This window comes from Streptococcus suis (assembly GCA_022354845.1).
Lineage (GTDB): Bacteria > Bacillota > Bacilli > Lactobacillales > Streptococcaceae > Streptococcus > Streptococcus suis_AA.
On the sequence record CP031970.1, the window covers coordinates 260,228 to 277,628 of the forward strand.

The window sequence follows — 17,401 nt, forward strand, 5'->3', positions numbered from 1 at the left end:
AGAAGAAACCCGAGAGTTCGTGTTGAATTCTCGGGTTTTCTTATGCACTTTTAGTATGAACTCTCCCGTATAACCAGCTGGGTACCTAGTTTAATCTTACGGGGATGGTGGGGCGCTGGACTTGTTATGATACGGTCCAGCAGCTGCATGGCCTCCTGCCCCATTTCGTCAGTAAAGACACTGATAGAAGATAGGGCTGGATAGACCTGGCGCGTGATGGCTGTATCATTAAAGGTGATGAGCTGGACCCGTTCTGGCACTGCGATTTGACGCTCTTGAAGGGCTCGAAGGGCACCGACAGCTAGAGTGTCATTTGCCATGAAGAAGGCTGGGGGCAGTTGATCGCCCAGATCGGAAATAGCCTGGCTCATCAGCTCATAGCCTGACTGGGTGGAGAATTTCCCTTGGTAGATGTAGTCTTCTTGGAGCATGCCCAAGGAGACTAGATAGGTCCGAAAGGCAGTCAGGCGGGGATCTGTTGGCAGTTGGTGTCCGTCTTTGGTTTCTTCCTGTCCGACTAGGAGGCCAATATCAGTCAGACCTTGTGAACGGAAGTGGTCAATAACTGTCTGAACAGAGTGTTCAAAGTCAGTCGTGACGCAGGAGAATCCCTCGGTCAGTGTGTCAGAGTCCACAAAAATCAGCTTGGGAGATAGGCTGGCCAGCTCTGCTATTTGCCCAGAAGAAAATTTACCAACTGCGATGATGCCGTCCAATCCTTGAAGGAGGGGATTGGTCAAGTCGTTGAAGGAGCGGATGATTTGATAGCCGAGAAGGCTGGCGGTCTGCTCGATGCTAGCACGGATGGAATAGTAGTAGAGGTCAGCCAGCTCTTCGCTCTCAGTGTACCACTGGACAATACCGATGGTGCCTTTTTGTTGAGGTGCTTGCTTTTTAATGTGCTTGGTGTAGCCCAATTCCTGTGCCGTGTGGAAAATGCGGTCGCGGGTTTCTTGGCTGACGGATAGGGTCAGGTCTCCCTTGAGTACGCGGGAAATGGTGGCAGAGGAAAGGTGGGCTTGTTTTGCTATGTCTTTGATTGTAACCATGTTTTTCTCCTGTTTATTTGTCTCTAGTATAGCATAAAAATTAAAATTAGTAAATTTTTAGTAAATATATTGACTTTTTATTTAGAGAGTTGTACAATGATAGAAAACGATTACAAAATCTAGGAGGTTCTTATGAATAAAGAACAACTCAAGCAGGCCTTTCTCGATGTGTTTGGTCAAGAGGCAGATGCGACTTTCTTCTCACCAGGTCGGATTAATTTGATTGGTGAGCATACGGATTACAATGGTGGACATGTTTTTCCTGCGGCTATTACCTTGGGGACCTTCGGGGCTGCTCGCAAACGGGATGACCAAGTTTTGCGCTTTTATTCCGCAAACTTTGAAGAACTTGGAATTATCGAAGTGGATTTGAACAATCTGATCTTTGATAAGGGGGATAACTGGACCAATTATGCCAAAGGTGTTCTTAAGTTCTTGCAAGAAGCAGGGCACAGCATTGAAACAGGTATGGAAGTCTTTGTCTATGGTAACATTCCAAATGGTTCAGGCTTGTCATCATCAGCTTCTCTAGAACTCTTGATTGGAATCATCGCAGAAGAATTGTATGGTCTAGAACTGACTCGCCTTGATTTGGTGAAAATTGGGAAACAAACGGAAAATCACTTTATCGGTGTCAATTCTGGTATCATGGACCAGTTTGCTATCGGTATGGGAGCAGACCAACGTGCCATTTATTTGGATACCAATAGCTTGGAGTATGAATTGGTGCCACTTGACTTAGGTGACCATGTGATTGTCATTATGAACACCAATAAACGTCGTGAATTGGCAGATTCTAAGTACAATGAGCGTCGTGCGGAATGTGAAAAAGCAGTCGAAGAATTGAATGCAGTCTTGAATATTCAAACGCTGGGAGAATTGGATGAGTGGACTTTTGATCAATATAGTTATTTGATTAAGGATGAAAATCGTATCAAGCGTGCCCGCCATGCTGTCTTAGAAAATCAACGGACCTTGCAGGCTCGTAAGGCCTTGGAAGAAGGAGATTTGGCAACCTTTGGTCGTTTGGTCAATGCTTCTCATGTTTCCTTGGAACATGATTATGAAGTGACAGGTTTGGAATTGGATACCTTGGCTCACACAGCTTGGGAGCAAGAAGGCGTTCTTGGTGCTCGGATGACAGGTGCAGGCTTCGGTGGCTGTGGTATTGCCATTGTCCATAAGGATAAGGTTGAAGCCTTTACTGAAAATGTTGGTAAGACCTATACTGAAGTGGTTGGATATGAACCAAGCTTTTATGTAGCGGAGATTGCTGGAGGCTCTCGCGTCTTATCTCGCAAATAGATTGGAGAAATGATGACAGGATTGGTGGATCGTTTTGTTGAGCAGGTCATTGCCAATAGTGGCTTTGAGGAAATGGATGCTCTTTACCTGCGCAATCGGGTTCTAGCCTTAGTTGGGGATCAGGTGTTGGAGGTTGAGACAGAGCTAGAAGAATTGATTGAATTAAAAGACGAACTTTTGGTTCATGGAGTTCAATCTGGTTTTGTTGGAGAATTGCTGGAAGAACAGGATATGGTTGGGGCTTGTTTGATGGATTTGATGACACCAAGTCCAAGTCGGGTCGATCGTAATTTTTGGCAGACCTATCAGAACAGTCCAGATCAAGCGATTAGTGACTTTTATGAATTGAGCAAACGTAATGACTATATCAAGATGGCTGCGATTGCTAAAAATATCTATTATCAGGTTCAAACGGAGTATGGAGATTTAGAAATCACAATCAATCTGTCAAAACCCGAGAAAGATCCAAAATCTATTGCAGCTGCGACGAAGGTAGAAACTAGCAATTATCCGAAATGTCTGCTTTGTATGGAAAATGAAGGCTATCAGGGACGGATTAATCATCCCGCACGCGCCAATCACCGCATTATTCGCTTGGATCTTGGCAAGGAACAGTGGGGCTTCCAATATTCGCCTTATGCTTACTACAATGAACATGCCATCTTCTTGAACCAAGAGCATGTGCCCATGGTCATTAGTCCGCAAACATTTGAACAGCTGTTGGACTTGCTTGACATCTTTCCAAATTATTTTGTCGGCTCTAACTCAGACCTTCCCATCTCGGGTGGCTCTATCCTGACCCACAACCACTATCAAGGTGGGCGGCATAGTTTTGCCATGGATCAGGCGCCGATAGAACGCCAGCTGGTCTTCGACGGCTTTGAGACCGTCTCGGCAGGCATTGTCAAGTGGCCCATGTCAGTTATCAGATTGAACTCCGATGACAAGCCAGCGCTTTTGAGCCTAGCGGCTAAGATTTTAGAAAAATGGCGGAGCTACTCAGATGATAGCGTTCAGATTAAGGCTGAGACAGATGGAACTCCCCATCATACCATCACCCCAATTGCTCGGAAACGAGGCGATTTGTACGAGCTGGATTTGGTTCTCCGCGATAATCAAACTTCAGAAGAGTTTCCAGATGGCATTTATCATCCACATCCAGATGTGCAACATATCAAGAAAGAAAATATCGGCCTGATTGAGGTCATGGGCTTGGCGATTTTACCTCCACGCTTGAAAGCTGAGTTGGCTGAAGTTGAAAAATACTTGTTGGGTCAAGAAAGTCATGTTGCTACTTACCATCAGCTATGGGCAGAAAACTTAAAAAACAATCATCCTGATGTGACAGAGGAAACTGTCGAACAAGTCGTACGTGAGTCAGTGGGGCAAATTTTTGCGCGTGTATTGGAAGATGCAGGGGTCTACAAACGTACTCCAGAAGGACAGGCAGCCTTTCTACGATTCGTAGAATTTGTAGGTTTAGCAACATAAATGTAAGAAAGAGTGGGACGGTGTCCTGCTCTTTTGGTATAATGGAAGTATTCACAGTGTGAGAAGGAGATATGATGGCGGAAAAGAGATTGGGGACACTGATTACATTAATAGCAGGTATAGCCTGGGGCTTGTCTGGAGTGAGTGGACAGTACTTGATGTCTCGTGGTGTTTCAGTGGATATGATTACCTCCCTGCGTTTATTGGTATCGGGATTCTTTCTCGTTGGCCTGGCATATGCTACAGCGAAAGAACAGCTGTTGATGGTGTTGAAAAATAGAAAAGCCTTGTTGGGAATTTTTATTTTTGCGATGTTGGGTCTGTTTCTTAACCAGACGGCTTATTTACAAGCCGTCTATCATACCAATGCGGGAACGGCTACGGTTTTACAATACCTTTGCCCTATCTTAGTCTTAGCTTATACCTGTTTGAAAAATAGGGAAAAACCATCAGGGATTGAGTTGATTTCAATTATCTTAGCTGTAGCAGGAACATTTTTGATTGCGACTCATGGCAAATTAGATGAATTGTCAGTGGCTCCAATCGGTTTGTTCTGGGGAATCTTCTCAGCCTTTACTTATGCGCTATATATTATTTTGCCAGGTAAATTGATTCGTCAATACGGCAGTATAACGGTGATTGGTTTAGGGATGTTAATGGGTGGTTTTGTAGTCACGCTTGGTTTGCAAACTTGGCAGCATCGACTTCCTATTGATGGTGGCAGTTTACTGGGCCTGCTAGGTATTGTCGGAGTCGGGACGATTTTCGCCTATACAGCCTTTTTGAAGGGGGTCAGTTTAGTTGGTCCGGTAAACGGGAGTCTATTGGCTTCGATTGAGCCGATTGCATCAGTCTTTTTTGCGGTATGGTTGGTCAATGAACAATTTTATACTATTGACTTTGTTGGGATGTTGTTGATTTTACTCGCAGTACTTTTGATTTCCTTGAAAGATTTAATGATTAGTAGAAAGAGTATTGGTTAATATACTCTTTCTTGTTGTACTAAAGGAAAAAGACTTGAAAGGAATAAAGATGATTAAAGAATTTTGTTCCGAAAATCATGTAGCTGTGGTGAAAGCTCTTTCTCTGGGTGCTCAAAGAGTTGAACTGTGTGATAATTTAGCGGTTGGAGGAACGACCCCTAGTTATGCAGTGATCAAACATGTTTGTCAACTAGCTCATGAACAGAACGCCACAGTCATGACCATGATTCGTCCACGTGGAGGGAATTTTTGTTATGACCAAACTGAAATTGAGATGATGGTTGAGGATTGCAGAATCGCCATAGAGCTGGGGTCAGATGGTTTGGTATATGGTGTTTTAACTGAGGAAAATTGGTTGGATGAGGTAGCTTTAGAACAATTGCTGGCTGTTTCAACAGGTCAGCAAGTTGTCTTTCATATGGCATTTGATCAGATTCCTCGTAGTCGTCAATTTGAAGCAATTGACTGGTTGGCAAGTCACGAAGTAACACGGATTTTGACGCGTGGAAGTCTGACAGGTTCAGCATTGCAGAATATCGATTGGTTACGAGACATTCAAACCTATGCGGATGGAAAAATTGAAATTCTTATTGGCGGTGGATTAACTACAGAAAATGTTCCAACTTTATTAGAAGCATTACCAATCAATCAAATACATGGAACGAGATTATTTTGGTAAGGTGCATTGAACCTAATAAAAATTATAGGATAATAATCGTGCGTCTTTTAGAAGTATTTTAAGTTAAGGTTTGTTTAAGCATTGGAAGATACAATATTTTTATTCTTTTTCATATAATCTCCATGAAAGCAGTCGACACAGTCGGCTGTTTTCATTTTTGGTTGTTAAAGTCCTGTATTTAGCCTAGAAACAGCTAATGAAAAGACTCGAGAACTTTTCTACGAGAATACATATTTATCCAACGAACATATCTTTTATTGATAGCGCTTGACAATAGTTTTTTTATGTGAAATAAGCAGGTAGATTTCCGAGTTGAAAATGTTTACAAAAAAAGTAAATTTGCTAGAATAGCAGTATAAAGTAGCAGGAGGATATCATGGGAACAGCTAGACTTCAAGAAATATTGGACAAGATAGTATTGCCAGAAGTGTATTATGAAAAACTTCTAGAATATGCTAAAGAGAGAAAATCCGGTTTCGATGCTGAATTGAAAGGCTTGGTGAACAAGGATTACTGCTTAATATTTATAAAGGAAATGAAGAAGATCGAAATATTATCTTGCCAAATATTAAAAATGTAGACAAGGACATTAGTGAAGAATTGGCTCAATATGCTGCGTCTCTCTTGAATCCCCTGCGTAAAGAATTAGAAACTGTGGCTGTTGAAGTGAGTGATTTAGCATTGGATTATGCCGTTCGCTTAGCTCAAACATTGAATAGTACTTTGCGCTATCATAATTATGACAGTCTAATTGCAATTGCAAAAATGACAGGTGTGGAGCCGAAAGGGAAAGATTGTCAGTCATTTTCGGAATACCGAGAACAATACAGTCTCTGTGATGCTAAAAAATTAATATATCGTGCTCTGATATGGCGATTGTTTGATGATAGCCATGCGGATTACGGACATGCATTGACTATTTTAGGGTTAGATGAGGATGAGAGCAGATTGGTTTTGCTTTTTCAAAATTTAATCTTGACATTGACTGGTTACTGACCCATATGATTTTTATTCCAAAGGATTGGATTTTGGAAAAAGGTCAGATTTAATTGAGATACCAAGATGATTCCATTCAGAGAGCACTCGGTTTATCCTAGTGTTTTCTATTATCGGTTCGCATTTTTCTAAAAAAAATGGTATAATTACCTGATAAAAACCTTTGGAGACGATAGTGAGTTTAGAGAATTATATGCCAGATTTTGCCTTGGAAAAGGCTTATGATGTGACAGTTGATAGCTTGAAAAAACATGGAATTAAGGTTGTGCTTGTTGACTTGGATAATACTTTAATTGCCTGGAATAATCCTGATGGAACGCCAGAAATGCGTCAATGGTTACATGACTTACGTGATGCGGGAATTCCTGTAGTAGTTGTTTCCAACAATAAATATGAGCGTGTCAAACGGGCAGTTGAAAAATTTGGGATTGAATTTGAAGCCTTCGCTCTCAAACCGTTCACCTTTGGGATTAACCGTGCACTGAAACGCTTTAATGTCCAGCCACATGAAGTTGTCATGATTGGCGATCAGCTGATGACAGACATTCGTGCGGCTAAGCGAGTTGGACTTAAGTCGGTATTAGTCAAGCCCTTGATTCAGACAGATTCTATTAATACACAGATTAACCGTTGGCGCGAACGACGGACAATGAAAAAAATCATCGCTACATACGGAGCGATAGACTATAGGAGGGAGATGTAAGTGGAAGAATTATTTTGTATTGGTTGTGGTGCTCATATTCAGACGACAGATAAAGATGTTGCAGGATTTACTCCTCAATCAGCCCTAGAAAAAGGTTTAGAAACTGGTCAATTATACTGCCAACGTTGTTTCCGTTTGCGTCATTACAATGAAATCTCCGATGTCAATATCTCCGATGATGATTTCTTGAAACTTCTCCATAGTGTGGGAGAGAGTGATGCCTTGGTGGTCAATGTTATTGATATATTTGATTTTAATGGTTCAATCATTCCTGGTTTGCCTCGCTTTATTTCAGGAAATGATGTGCTTTTGGTCGGCAATAAGCAGGACATTTTACCCAAGTCTGTCAAGACAGGCAAGGTCACTCAATGGTTGACCGAACGGGCGCATGAAATCGGGATGCGACCAGTCGATGTAGTCCTGACTTCTGCCCAAAACAAGCAGGCTATCAAGGATTTGATTGAAAAGATAGAACAATACCGCAAAGGTCGGGATGTCTATGTAGTCGGCGTGACCAACGTCGGCAAATCAACCTTGATCAATGCTATTATTCAAGAAATCACAGGGGACAAGGATGTTATCACAACTTCACGATTCCCAGGGACAACTTTAGATAAGATTGAGATTCCTCTGGATGATGGTTCTTTCATTTGCGATACGCCAGGAATTATTCATCGTCATCAGATGGCACATTACCTGACGGCTAAAAATCTCAAATATATCAGCCCTCGGAAGGAAATCAAGCCAAAGACCTACCAGCTCAATCCAGAACAAACCTTGTTCTTGGCAGGTCTTGGACGATTTGACTTTGTGTCTGGCGAACGCCAAGGTTTCACAGCGTTTTTTGACAATGAACTTGAACTCCATCGGACCAAGTTACAGGGTGCTAGTGATTTTTACCAGAAACATGCGGGAACTTTGTTAGTTCCGCCAACTAGTAAGGAACTAAAAGAGTTTCCAGAGTTGGTCCGCCATGAATTTACTATTAATGAAAAGACGGATGTTGTCTTCTCAGGTCTTGGTTGGATTCGTGTCAATGAAAAAGCCAAGATTGCCGCTTGGGCTCCTAAGGGTGTTGATGTTGTAATCCGCAAGGCCATTATTTAATGAAGTCTAAAATGGAGTCACTTATGAAAAAAGTAGTTGGTATGCTGGCCATTGTTGGTTTGTGTGTTCTGGCCTATTGGTTTTGGCCAGGGGAAGAACCAAATCTTCCCAAAGCCAGTGAGGTCCGGGAAATTCGTTTGGTCCAAGGTCAAGTAGTTGTCACAATCGACCAGTCAGAAGAGATAGCAGTCTTTTTGGCAGAACTAGGAAATGCAAAAAAGACCAATCAAGATAGTGTTCAAGATGCACCTTTGATTTCACCCCATGTGCGGATTACATTTGTCATGGCAGAAGGTGAAACCACAGCATTTGCCTATGAGGGAATACTACGAAGCTATCTGGAGTTTCCCTACACTGGTATCTACAAGCTGAAAGAGCTCCCTCAAGTGATTCAGAAAATGCTAGCAGACTAGGTCTGATTCGTTTAACAAAGAAAAGAGAAATTATGTCATTAACTTCAAAACAACGTGCCTTTTTGAACAGTCAGGCACACAGTCTCAAACCCATTATTCAGATTGGGAAAAATGGTCTCAATGACCAGATTAAAACCAGTGTTCGTCAGGCGCTTGATGCACGTGAGTTGATAAAGGTTACCTTATTACAAAATACAGACGAAAATATTCACGAGGTCGCAGAGATACTGGAAGATGAAATTGGGGTAGATACAGTTCAAAAAATTGGTCGTATCTTAATTTTATTTAAACAATCTAGCAAGAAAGAGAACAGAAAAATTTCTAAAAAGGTTAAAGAAATCTAAGAAGGAGAGCCTATGGCTATTGAACTCTTAACACCCTTTACCAAGGTTGAATTAGAGGTTGAAAAGAAAGAAACCAATCGTAAACAAGTTGGAATTCTAGGTGGGAATTTCAACCCTGTCCACAATGCTCATTTGATTGTAGCTGATCAGGTGCGCCAGCAATTGCAACTGGATGAAGTGTTGCTGATGCCTGAATTTATTCCACCACATGTAGATAAAAAAGAAACAATTGATGAGTATCATCGCTATTCCATGCTCAAGATGGCTATTGCAGGTATTGAGGGCTTGGGGATTGAAACCATTGAATTGGAGCGCCGAGGTGTCAGCTATACCTATGACACTATGAAATTGTTGAAGGAAAAAAATCCAGACACAGATTATTATTTTATCATTGGTGCGGATATGGTGGATTATCTTCCAAAATGGCATAAGATTGATGAACTCGCTACTATGGTTCAGTTTGTTGGCGTACAACGTCCACGTTATAAAGCTGGGACTTCCTACCCGGTTATCTGGGTAGATGTGCCGCTCATGGATATTTCTTCTAGCATGGTGCGTGATTTTATTAAACAAGGTCGAGTACCAAACTTTATGGTCCCACACGAGGTGTTAGATTATATTGAGGAAAAGGGGCTTTATCAATGATCAATTCAGATTTAGACTTCAATCGTGAAGCCTTGTTAGAAAAAATAAGTGCCGCTATGAAACCGAAACGATTTCAACATGTTTTGGGTGTGGAGGAGGCGGCTCTTGAATTGGCTGACCAATATGGCTGTGACCCGAAAAAAGCTAGTCTGGCAGCACTCTTGCATGACTATGCCAAGGAAGTGGAAGACAAAGTCTTTCTGGACTTGATTGCTAAGTATGAATTGGATAAGGACTTGCTCAACTGGGATAATAATATCTGGCACGGTGTAGTAGGAGTCTATAAAATCGCAGAAGATTTTGGTTTGGAAGATGAGGAGATTTTACAAGCCATTCAACGGCATACAGTTGGTGCGCGAGAAATGTCCTTGCTGGATAAGGTGCTCTATGTAGCGGACTACATCGAACCCAATCGGGATTTTCCTGGAGTGGACGAGGCACGACGGATTGCAAAAGAGTCTTTGGACAAGGCAGTAGCTTTTGAAACTGCCCAAACTATTTCTTACTTAGCTAAGAAGGGGATTCCCATTTATCCCCAGACCTTTGAAACGTATAATGCTTATGTCGGAGAGTTAGGAAGGCAAGATGCAGTCAGCACTTTTCGTCATTGATGTTCAGAATTCGGTAGTGGAGGGTAGCCATATGCTATTGAAGAAAGGCTCCAGCTTTGACAAGGTAGTCTTGCACTGGTTCGACAATCAGGTGTTGAGGTGATTTATATTCGCCATCACGATTAAGAATTGGTCAAAGGTACGCATGATTGGGAAATTCATCCTTTGGTTGCACCCTTAGAAAATGAAATGATTTTCGATAAAACTTTCAATAGTGCTTTCAAAGAGACAGAGCTTCATTCTTACTTCCATAAACAAAAGATAAACAAGCTTATTATGGGGATGGCGACCAATTTTTGTGTTGATACGACGATTAAAGTAGCCTTTGAACTAGGCTACAAGGTAGCTGTGATTCAGGACGGAACGACGACAGGTTATACAGGGAAATTGGATGCCAAAGACTTGATTGGCCACTACCAAAACATCTGGTCATGTAATTTTGCCCAGGTAGATACATTAGAAAATATTATTAGAGGATAAAATGAAAGAACTAGATTTAGTAAAAGTTGTGGTTCAAGCTGCTGATGACAAGCGAGCTGAAGACCTTGTTGTGGTTGATGTTCAGGGTGTGACTAGCTTGACAGATTATTTTGTAATTGTCAGTTCAATGAATAGTCGTCAGTTGGATGCTATTGCGGAAAATATCCGTGAAAAGGTTGCAGAAGCTGGTGTTAAAGGTGGCCGTGTCGAAGGTGATAGCACTGGTGGCTGGGTCCTTTTGGATCTCGGTAGCGTTGTGGTGCATATTTTTTCTGAAGAAATGCGAGACCTCTACAACCTTGAAAAATTATGGCACGAAGGTAGCTTCTTGGAAGTCGCAGACTTTTTAGACGAGGAATAGTGAAACAGTCCGGTGGGCTATCCGTACCTGACTTATAATAAAGTAAGGAAGCGCTCCAGCTGGTCACATTGAAACTCGAAAGTGACCATAGAGAGTTTAAGTTTATTTGAGTAGAAGTGATGGACTTCTGGAAAAAGTGTGAAGATAGATTTTGATTTGGGTGTACTATTTTAAACTTTAGTCAACATCTCAGCGCAGTGGTTGATTGGCAGCTTTGTTCGTGCTTCCCACTCCAAATCTGACCTATACGGCTGATGCGAACGAGTTCACTATTATGTGATTAGAAGTGATAGACTTCTTGAATAAAGTGTGAGTTAATGAAGCAGTCGATTGGCTGCTTTTTATGAAAGGAAAAATGGGAAAATATGGCAACTTATGAAACATTTGCGGCGGTCTATGATGAAATCATGGATGACAGCTTGTATGATAAATGGACAGATTTTAGCTTGCGACACCTGCCTCAAGAGACCAAGACAATTTTAGAATTGGCCTGTGGGACAGGGATTCAGGCTGTTCGTTTTGCTCAAAAGGGTTATGAAGTGACTGGTCTGGACTTGTCCTATGAAATGCTGGAGTTGGCCCAGAAAAAAGCAGAAGCTGCTGGTGTCATGATGGAACTGGCCCAAGCAGATATGATGGCTCTGGAAGGTATTGGAGATTTCGATGCGGTGACTTGTTACTCAGATAGTCTTTGCTACATGGCTGACCAAGAAGCTGTTTTGCGGGTCTTTGAAGGCGTTCATTCTGTTCTCAATCAAGGTGGTACTTTCCTTTTTGACGTTCACTCCATTTATCAAATGGAGGAAGTGTTTGCAGGCTATAGCTACCATGAAAATTATGAGGATTTTGCCTTTGTCTGGGACACCTATGAAGGGGAGCATGAGCATTCCATTGTTCATGAATTGACTTTCTTTGTCAAAGATGAGGATAGTCATGAAGAGCGGTTTATCCGTCGGGATGAAGTTCATGAAGAGCGGACCTATCCGATTGAAACCTATGTGGAATTATTGAAAGAAGCTGGTTTTGCATCTGTGGAAGTCTTTGCGGACTTTGAAGAAGAAGCTCCGACAGAAACCAGCCAGCGGTGGTTTTTCAAGGCGGTCAAGGCATGATTTCAGGGATTATTGCAGAATACAATCCTTTTCACACGGGACATAAATACCTGTTGGAACAAGCGGAAGGATTGAAAATTGTGGTTATGTCTGGCAATTTTATGCAACGGGGTGAGCCAGCCATTGTGGATAAGTGGACACGGGCTCAGATGGCTTTGGAACACGGGGCAGATCTTGTTGTCGAGATGCCCTTTTTGGTGTCGGTCCAGTCGGCTGACCATTTTGCAAAGGGAGCAATCAGCATTTTACACAGGCTAGGTGTGGAAAAACTGGTTTTCGGTACGGAAGAAATGCTGGATTATCAGAAAATCGCAGATATTTATGTGGATAAGTCGGAAGAAATGGAAAATTTTGTGAAAAACTTGCCAGACAATCTCTCTTATCCACAGAAGGCCCAGGCCATGTGGCAGGAATTTGCAGGTCTTACCTTCACAGGTGATACGCCCAACCATGTTCTGGGTTTGGCTTACGCTAAGGCAGTGGTGGGAACAGGTATTCAGCTTGATCCGGTTCAGCGGCAGGGGGCTGGTTTTCACTCGGAAGAGGTGGAAACGACTTACGCTTCGGCGACGGCTATTCGCAAGGGTGCTGACCAGCTGGACTTAGTGCGAGCCTTTTTGCCGTCTGCCAGTCTCTTTGAAGAGGCGACCAAGGTAAGCTGGAGAAATTATTTTCCGCTGCTCCGCTACCAGGTTGCGACCCACCGAGATCTCAGTCTGGTCTTTCAGGTCAACGAAGAACTAGCCAGTCGTATCCGCTCTGCCATTGGGAGTGTAGCGACCGTGGAGGAATTAGTGGATGCCGTTGCGACTAAGCGCTACACCAAGGCGCGGGTGCGGCGGGTGCTGACCTACATCCTGGTCAATGCGGTGGAAACTCCCTTGCCAGATGCGGTCCATGTCCTAGGCTTCTCGGCTCGAGGCCAGGCCTATCTCAAGACCGTCAAGAAGCGGGTGGAACTGGTGACGCGGATCGGCAAAGAGCCCTGGGACAGCCTGACCCAGCAGGCAGATGCGGTCTATCAACTGGGAGCTGACGCAATAGCAGAGCAAACCTACGGGCGCGTGCCGGTGAGGGTGGAGTGAGAATCTGAGTTGAAAAATAGAAAATTTTTATAATTTTCCCCTTGACTCTAACGCTGGGTCATAGATTATACTGCTATTTATGAGAGGAGATTACCTATGAAAACAGTAAAGGAAATGAGTCAGCTTTCAGGTATCAGTGTGCGCACACTTCATTATTACGATGAAATAGATTTGCTGACACCTAGTTTTATTGCGGAAAACGGATATCGTTATTATGATAATGAGGCGTTTGAAAAGTTGCAAGAAATCTTACTTTTTCGTGAATTGGAATTTCCTCTCAAAGAAATTAAAAAAATTGTAGGGAATGTGGCGTATGATAAAGAAGCAGCCTTGAAGGATCGGATTCGACTATTGGAGTTGAAGATGAAACGCTTGGAAAGAGTCATAAAACATGCCAAATCTCTACAGCAGAAAGGAGACAATTACATGAACTTTGAAGTGTTTGATAAGTCAGATTTGTTGGCTTTCCAGGAAGAAGCAAAAGAAAATTGGGGACAGACCGCGGCCTATGCGGAGTTTGAAGAAGGTTACGATGCCAGTAAGAATCGGGTGTTTGCCCAAGAGATGCAGGCTATTTTTGAAGCTTTTGGAAAATACAGGTTCTTAGAAGTCAGTCACCCTGAAGTGCAGGCTCAGGTAGCGAATTTGCGGGCCTATATCACGGAACATTTCTACACCTGCACAAAGGAAATTTTGCAAAATCTGGGTTTCATGTATGTTGAAGATGAGCGATTTTCAGCCAATATCGACCGAGCAAGTGGACCAGGCACAGCAGCCTTTGTCAGTCAAGCTATTGCGATTTATTGCCAAGAATAAATAAGGAAAGTCTAGTGAGAACTAGGCCTTTTTGGTATACTAGATGTAGCTAGAGTGTAAGGAGGCACCCCATGATTAAACCTATTATGAAAGATATTTTCTTCCTGCAGCAGAAGTCTGAGCCTGCGACTCAGCTAGATGTGCAGGTAGGTCAAGATTTACAGGATACTTTGGTAGCCAACGCTCACGCATGCGTGGGCATGGTGGCCAACATGATTGGCGTCAAAAAGCGGATAATCATCGTCAACATGGGCTTCACCAATCTGGTCATGTACAATCCCGTTCTCATCAGCAAGACCAAGCCCTATCAGACAGAGGAAGGCTGCCTGTCGCTAGTAGGTATTCGCCCGACCACTCGCTATCAGGAAATTGAAGTAGAGTTTTTTGATGCTTCTTGGAAAAAGCGGAGACTAAAACTGACTGACTTCCAAGCCCAGATAGTTCAGCATGAACTAGATCATTTGGAAGGGATTGTTATCTAACTTTCTTTTTAAAAAGTTTGCAAAATGTTAACAAATCTATTGACCTTTACTGACTAATTGTGTATAATAAGATTCGTAAGGTAAATGCCTTGCGGAATTTTTAATCAAAAGGTCAGTAAAGATCAAAAAGTCAAAAAGTCAAAAAGTCAAAAAGTCAAAAAAGTAATGATTTTTATTTTGAACCATTGGTCAGTAAAGAGCAAACTTATAAGGAGGTTGTTATGAAAGACAGGATTATACCCTATTAGCGTCATTTAGTTTATCTTTTATTACTTTGACGTACGAGGAAACTCCATTTCCCTATTTCCAGCTTCAAATACTCCACTGGATTGTTTGAACTCGCTTTGCCGTACTTTACGAATGTTACTTACTATCGTAAGTGCGAATTCCAACCTTCAATAGTTCATTGGACTATTGAAGCTACCTGCAGCTTTTGATTCGAACTTTGTTCGCTCTATTTTCCACCTCCAAAGGTTCCCTAAACCTTTAGAGCTAGTACTAAAAGCAAACTGAAAGACTAAGTCAATTTTTTTAAAACAAAGGTCAGTAAAAGTCAAAAATATATGAAACTTAAACGAGGTAACTACTATGAACAACAATTTCAATAACTTTAACAATATGGACGATATTTTCAATCAACTCATGGGCAACATGGGTGGTTACAGTACAGAGCGCCGCCGTTATTCTATCAATGGGCGTGAAGTAACACCGGAGGAATTTGCTATGTACCGTCAGACTGGTCGCCTGCCACAGACCGAAGAAGTGGCACAAGCACCATCTAAAGGTCAGATAAAGTCAGATGGGATACTAGCAAAATTAGGTCGCAATTTGACTCAAGAGGCTCGCGAAGGGAAATTGGATCCTGTTATTGGGCGAAATAAAGAAATCCAAGAAACATCTGAAATTTTGGCACGTCGCACTAAGAACAACCCTGTCCTAGTTGGTGATGCTGGTGTTGGTAAGACTGCAGTAGTTGAAGGTTTGGCACAAGCTATAGTTAATGGTGATGTGCCATCAGCCATTAAGAACAAGGAAATCATCTCCATCGACATTTCGGGCTTGGAAGCTGGGACTCAATACCGTGGAGCTTTTGAGGAAAATGTACAAAACCTGGTTGATGAGGTTAAAAATGTTGGAAATATCATTCTTTTCTTTGATGAAATTCATCAAATTTTAGGGGCTGGTAGTACTGGTGGAGATTCAGGTTCTAAAGGTCTGGCAGACATCCTGAAACCTGCTCTGTCACGTGGTGAACTGACTGTGATTGGAGCTACAACACAGGATGAATACCGCAATACAATTCTTAAAAATGCTGCATTGGCACGTCGCTTTAATGAAGTGAAGGTTAATGCTCCATCTGCAGAAGATACCTATCTTATTTTGAAAGGCATTAAACCACTTTATGAAGCCCATCATAATATTGAATTGCCAGACGAAGTCTTGCGTGCAGCGGTTGATTATTCTGTCCAGTATATTCCACAACGCAGCTTGCCGGATAAGGCTATTGACTTGATTGATGTGACCGCGGCTCACTTGGCTGCTCAACATCCAGTGACTGACATAAAGACCTTAGAAGCAGAGATGAGAGAAGCTAAAAAATTACAGCTTGAAGCGGCAGAAAAAGAAGACTATGAGAGAGCCTTGAATGAAAAAGTAAGGATTGACCATTTGCAAGAACAAATTAACAATCATACAGAACGTCAGAAAGTTGTTGCGAATGTGAATGACATTGCTCAAGCAGTAGAAAGAATGACAGGTATTCCAGTCTCACAAATGGGGGCTTCAGATATTGAGCGTCTTAAAGGACTCAAAAATCGTTTAGCTACAAACGTTATTGGTCAAGAAGATGCCGTTGAAGCTGTATCTCGTGCGATTCGTCGTAATCGTGCTGGCTTTGATGATGGCAATCGGCCAATTGGTTCCTTCCTTTTTGTTGGACCAACGGGAGTCGGTAAAACTGAGTTGGCTAAGCAATTGGCGCTTGAATTATTTGGAAATAAAGAGGCAATCATCCGCTTGGATATGTCTGAATATAGTGATCGGACAGCTGTTTCAAAATTGATTGGTACGACCGCGGGTTATATAGGCTATGACGATAATTCACATACACTTACTGAGCGCGTGCGTCGTAATCCCTATTCAATTGTCTTGTTGGATGAAATTGAGAAAGCTGATGCACAAGTCATCACTCTACTTTTACAAGTTCTTGATGATGGTCATTTGACTGATGGACAAGGTAATCAGGTCAATTTTAAAAATACCATCATTATTGCAACATCCAATGCTGGGTTTGGCTACGATATTCCAGAAGATGAGGAAAAACGTGATATCATGGAACGGATTACGCCATATTTCCGTCCTGAATTTCTCAACCGTTTTAATGCGGTAATTGAATTCAAACACTTGGACAAAGAAGATCTTAAGGCGATTGTCGAATTGCTATTAAAACAGGTCAATAACACCTTGGCGAAAAAAGGTATTCATTTGGTGGTAACGGAAGCGGCTAAGGAATTACTGATGGAAGAAGGCTATGATAAGGCCATGGGTGCCCGCCCACTTCGTCGTGTAATCGAAAGCCAAATTCGGGATAAGGTTACAGACTTCTATTTGGATCATATTGAAGCTAAAAATTTAGAAGCTGATGTGGTAAATGGAACCATCCAAATCAAAGAGCAAAGCTTTGCTTAAAAAATATAAAAAAAAGAAAATTGGAATTTTTAATGCCAATTTTCTTTTTTT

Annotated in this window: 18 protein-coding genes and 2 pseudogenes; 19 read left to right on the plus strand and 1 reads right to left on the minus strand. The window is 42.1% G+C overall.

The genetic code is table 11. The features are described from left to right. Window positions 1-50 precede the first annotated feature (50 nt). Window positions 51-1,049, minus strand: coding sequence for a LacI family DNA-binding transcriptional regulator (locus tag D2A30_01410; protein ULL20365.1), 999 nt, complete (start codon window positions 1,047-1,049; stop codon window positions 51-53). 132 nt (window positions 1,050-1,181) lie between these two features. Here D2A30_01410 and D2A30_01415 point away from each other — a divergent pair, with 132 nt between their 5' ends. The 19 genes and pseudogenes from D2A30_01415 to D2A30_01505 all read left to right on the plus strand — a co-directional run bounded on the left by D2A30_01415 (window position 1,182) and on the right by D2A30_01505 (window position 17,350). Next, on the plus strand, window positions 1,182-2,354 hold the full coding sequence (locus D2A30_01415; protein ID ULL20366.1) for a galactokinase: 1,173 nt from the start codon (window positions 1,182-1,184) through the stop codon (window positions 2,352-2,354). A 9-nt stretch (window positions 2,355-2,363) separates the two neighbouring features. Beyond that, window positions 2,364-3,845, plus strand: coding sequence for a UDP-glucose--hexose-1-phosphate uridylyltransferase (gene galT / locus D2A30_01420; GenBank protein ID ULL20367.1), 1,482 nt, complete (start codon window positions 2,364-2,366; stop codon window positions 3,843-3,845). 74 nt (window positions 3,846-3,919) lie between these two features. After that, window positions 3,920-4,828 carry an EamA family transporter gene (locus tag D2A30_01425; protein ID ULL20368.1) on the plus strand — a complete coding sequence of 303 codons (909 nt, stop codon included), beginning with the start codon at window positions 3,920-3,922 and terminating at the stop codon, window positions 4,826-4,828. A gap of 49 nt (window positions 4,829-4,877) precedes the next feature. Then, window positions 4,878-5,507, plus strand: a complete 630-nt coding sequence (locus tag D2A30_01430) for a copper homeostasis protein CutC (protein ULL20369.1) — start codon at window positions 4,878-4,880, stop codon at window positions 5,505-5,507. 376 nt (window positions 5,508-5,883) lie between these two features. Then, a complete protein-coding gene (locus D2A30_01435) occupies window positions 5,884-6,087 on the plus strand; it encodes a hypothetical protein (GenBank protein ID ULL20370.1) in 204 nt (67 codons plus the stop codon). Next, window positions 6,030-6,556, plus strand: a pseudogene (locus tag D2A30_01440) (SEC10/PgrA surface exclusion domain-containing protein). The gene D2A30_01435 and the pseudogene D2A30_01440 overlap by 58 nt, the downstream one beginning before the upstream one ends. A 122-nt stretch (window positions 6,557-6,678) precedes the next feature. Next, entirely contained in the window at window positions 6,679-7,206 is a 528-nt protein-coding gene (locus D2A30_01445) for a YqeG family HAD IIIA-type phosphatase (GenBank protein ULL20371.1), read from the plus strand. After that, the gene (gene yqeH / locus D2A30_01450) at window positions 7,207-8,313 is read left to right on the plus strand and encodes a ribosome biogenesis GTPase YqeH (protein ID ULL20372.1); all 1,107 of its coding nucleotides are present in this window, start codon (window positions 7,207-7,209) and stop codon (window positions 8,311-8,313) included. Beyond that, window positions 8,313-8,726 carry a hypothetical protein gene (locus D2A30_01455; protein ID ULL20373.1) on the plus strand — a complete coding sequence of 138 codons (414 nt, stop codon included), beginning with the start codon at window positions 8,313-8,315 and terminating at the stop codon, window positions 8,724-8,726. The genes yqeH and D2A30_01455 overlap by 1 nt, the downstream gene beginning before the upstream one ends. 32 nt (window positions 8,727-8,758) lie before the next feature. Further along, window positions 8,759-9,070 carry a ribosome assembly RNA-binding protein YhbY gene (gene yhbY / locus D2A30_01460; GenBank protein ULL20374.1) on the plus strand — a complete coding sequence of 104 codons (312 nt, stop codon included), beginning with the start codon at window positions 8,759-8,761 and terminating at the stop codon, window positions 9,068-9,070. 12 nt (window positions 9,071-9,082) lie between these two features. Further along, window positions 9,083-9,715: a nicotinate-nucleotide adenylyltransferase gene (locus tag D2A30_01465; GenBank protein ID ULL20375.1), complete on the plus strand. Its 633-nt coding sequence runs from the start codon at window positions 9,083-9,085 to the stop codon at window positions 9,713-9,715. Further along, entirely contained in the window at window positions 9,712-10,326 is a 615-nt protein-coding gene (locus D2A30_01470) for an HD domain-containing protein (GenBank protein ID ULL20376.1), read from the plus strand. Before D2A30_01465 ends, D2A30_01470 begins: the two co-directional genes overlap by 4 nt. After that, window positions 10,301-10,806, plus strand: a pseudogene (locus D2A30_01475) (cysteine hydrolase). The gene D2A30_01470 and the pseudogene D2A30_01475 overlap by 26 nt, the downstream one beginning before the upstream one ends. 1 nt (window position 10,807) lies before the next feature. After that, the gene (rsfS, locus tag D2A30_01480) at window positions 10,808-11,167 is read left to right on the plus strand and encodes a ribosome silencing factor (protein ULL20377.1); all 360 of its coding nucleotides are present in this window, start codon (window positions 10,808-10,810) and stop codon (window positions 11,165-11,167) included. 365 nt (window positions 11,168-11,532) lie between these two features. Further along, window positions 11,533-12,279 (plus strand): class I SAM-dependent methyltransferase, encoded by a 747-nt coding sequence (locus tag D2A30_01485; protein ULL20378.1) that lies wholly within the window; start codon window positions 11,533-11,535, stop codon window positions 12,277-12,279. After that, complete coding sequence (locus tag D2A30_01490) at window positions 12,276-13,364, plus strand: nucleotidyltransferase (protein ID ULL20379.1); 1,089 nt, start codon at window positions 12,276-12,278, stop codon at window positions 13,362-13,364. Before D2A30_01485 ends, D2A30_01490 begins: the two co-directional genes overlap by 4 nt. Before the next feature lie 96 nt (window positions 13,365-13,460). Continuing rightward, window positions 13,461-14,180, plus strand: coding sequence for a MerR family transcriptional regulator (locus D2A30_01495; GenBank protein ULL20380.1), 720 nt, complete (start codon window positions 13,461-13,463; stop codon window positions 14,178-14,180). 71 nt (window positions 14,181-14,251) lie between these two features. After that, window positions 14,252-14,662, plus strand: coding sequence for a peptide deformylase (locus D2A30_01500; GenBank protein ID ULL20381.1), 411 nt, complete (start codon window positions 14,252-14,254; stop codon window positions 14,660-14,662). A 588-nt stretch (window positions 14,663-15,250) separates the two neighbouring features. Beyond that, window positions 15,251-17,350 carry an ATP-dependent Clp protease ATP-binding subunit gene (locus D2A30_01505; GenBank protein ULL20382.1) on the plus strand — a complete coding sequence of 700 codons (2,100 nt, stop codon included), beginning with the start codon at window positions 15,251-15,253 and terminating at the stop codon, window positions 17,348-17,350. The last annotated feature ends 51 nt before the right edge of the window (window positions 17,351-17,401 follow it).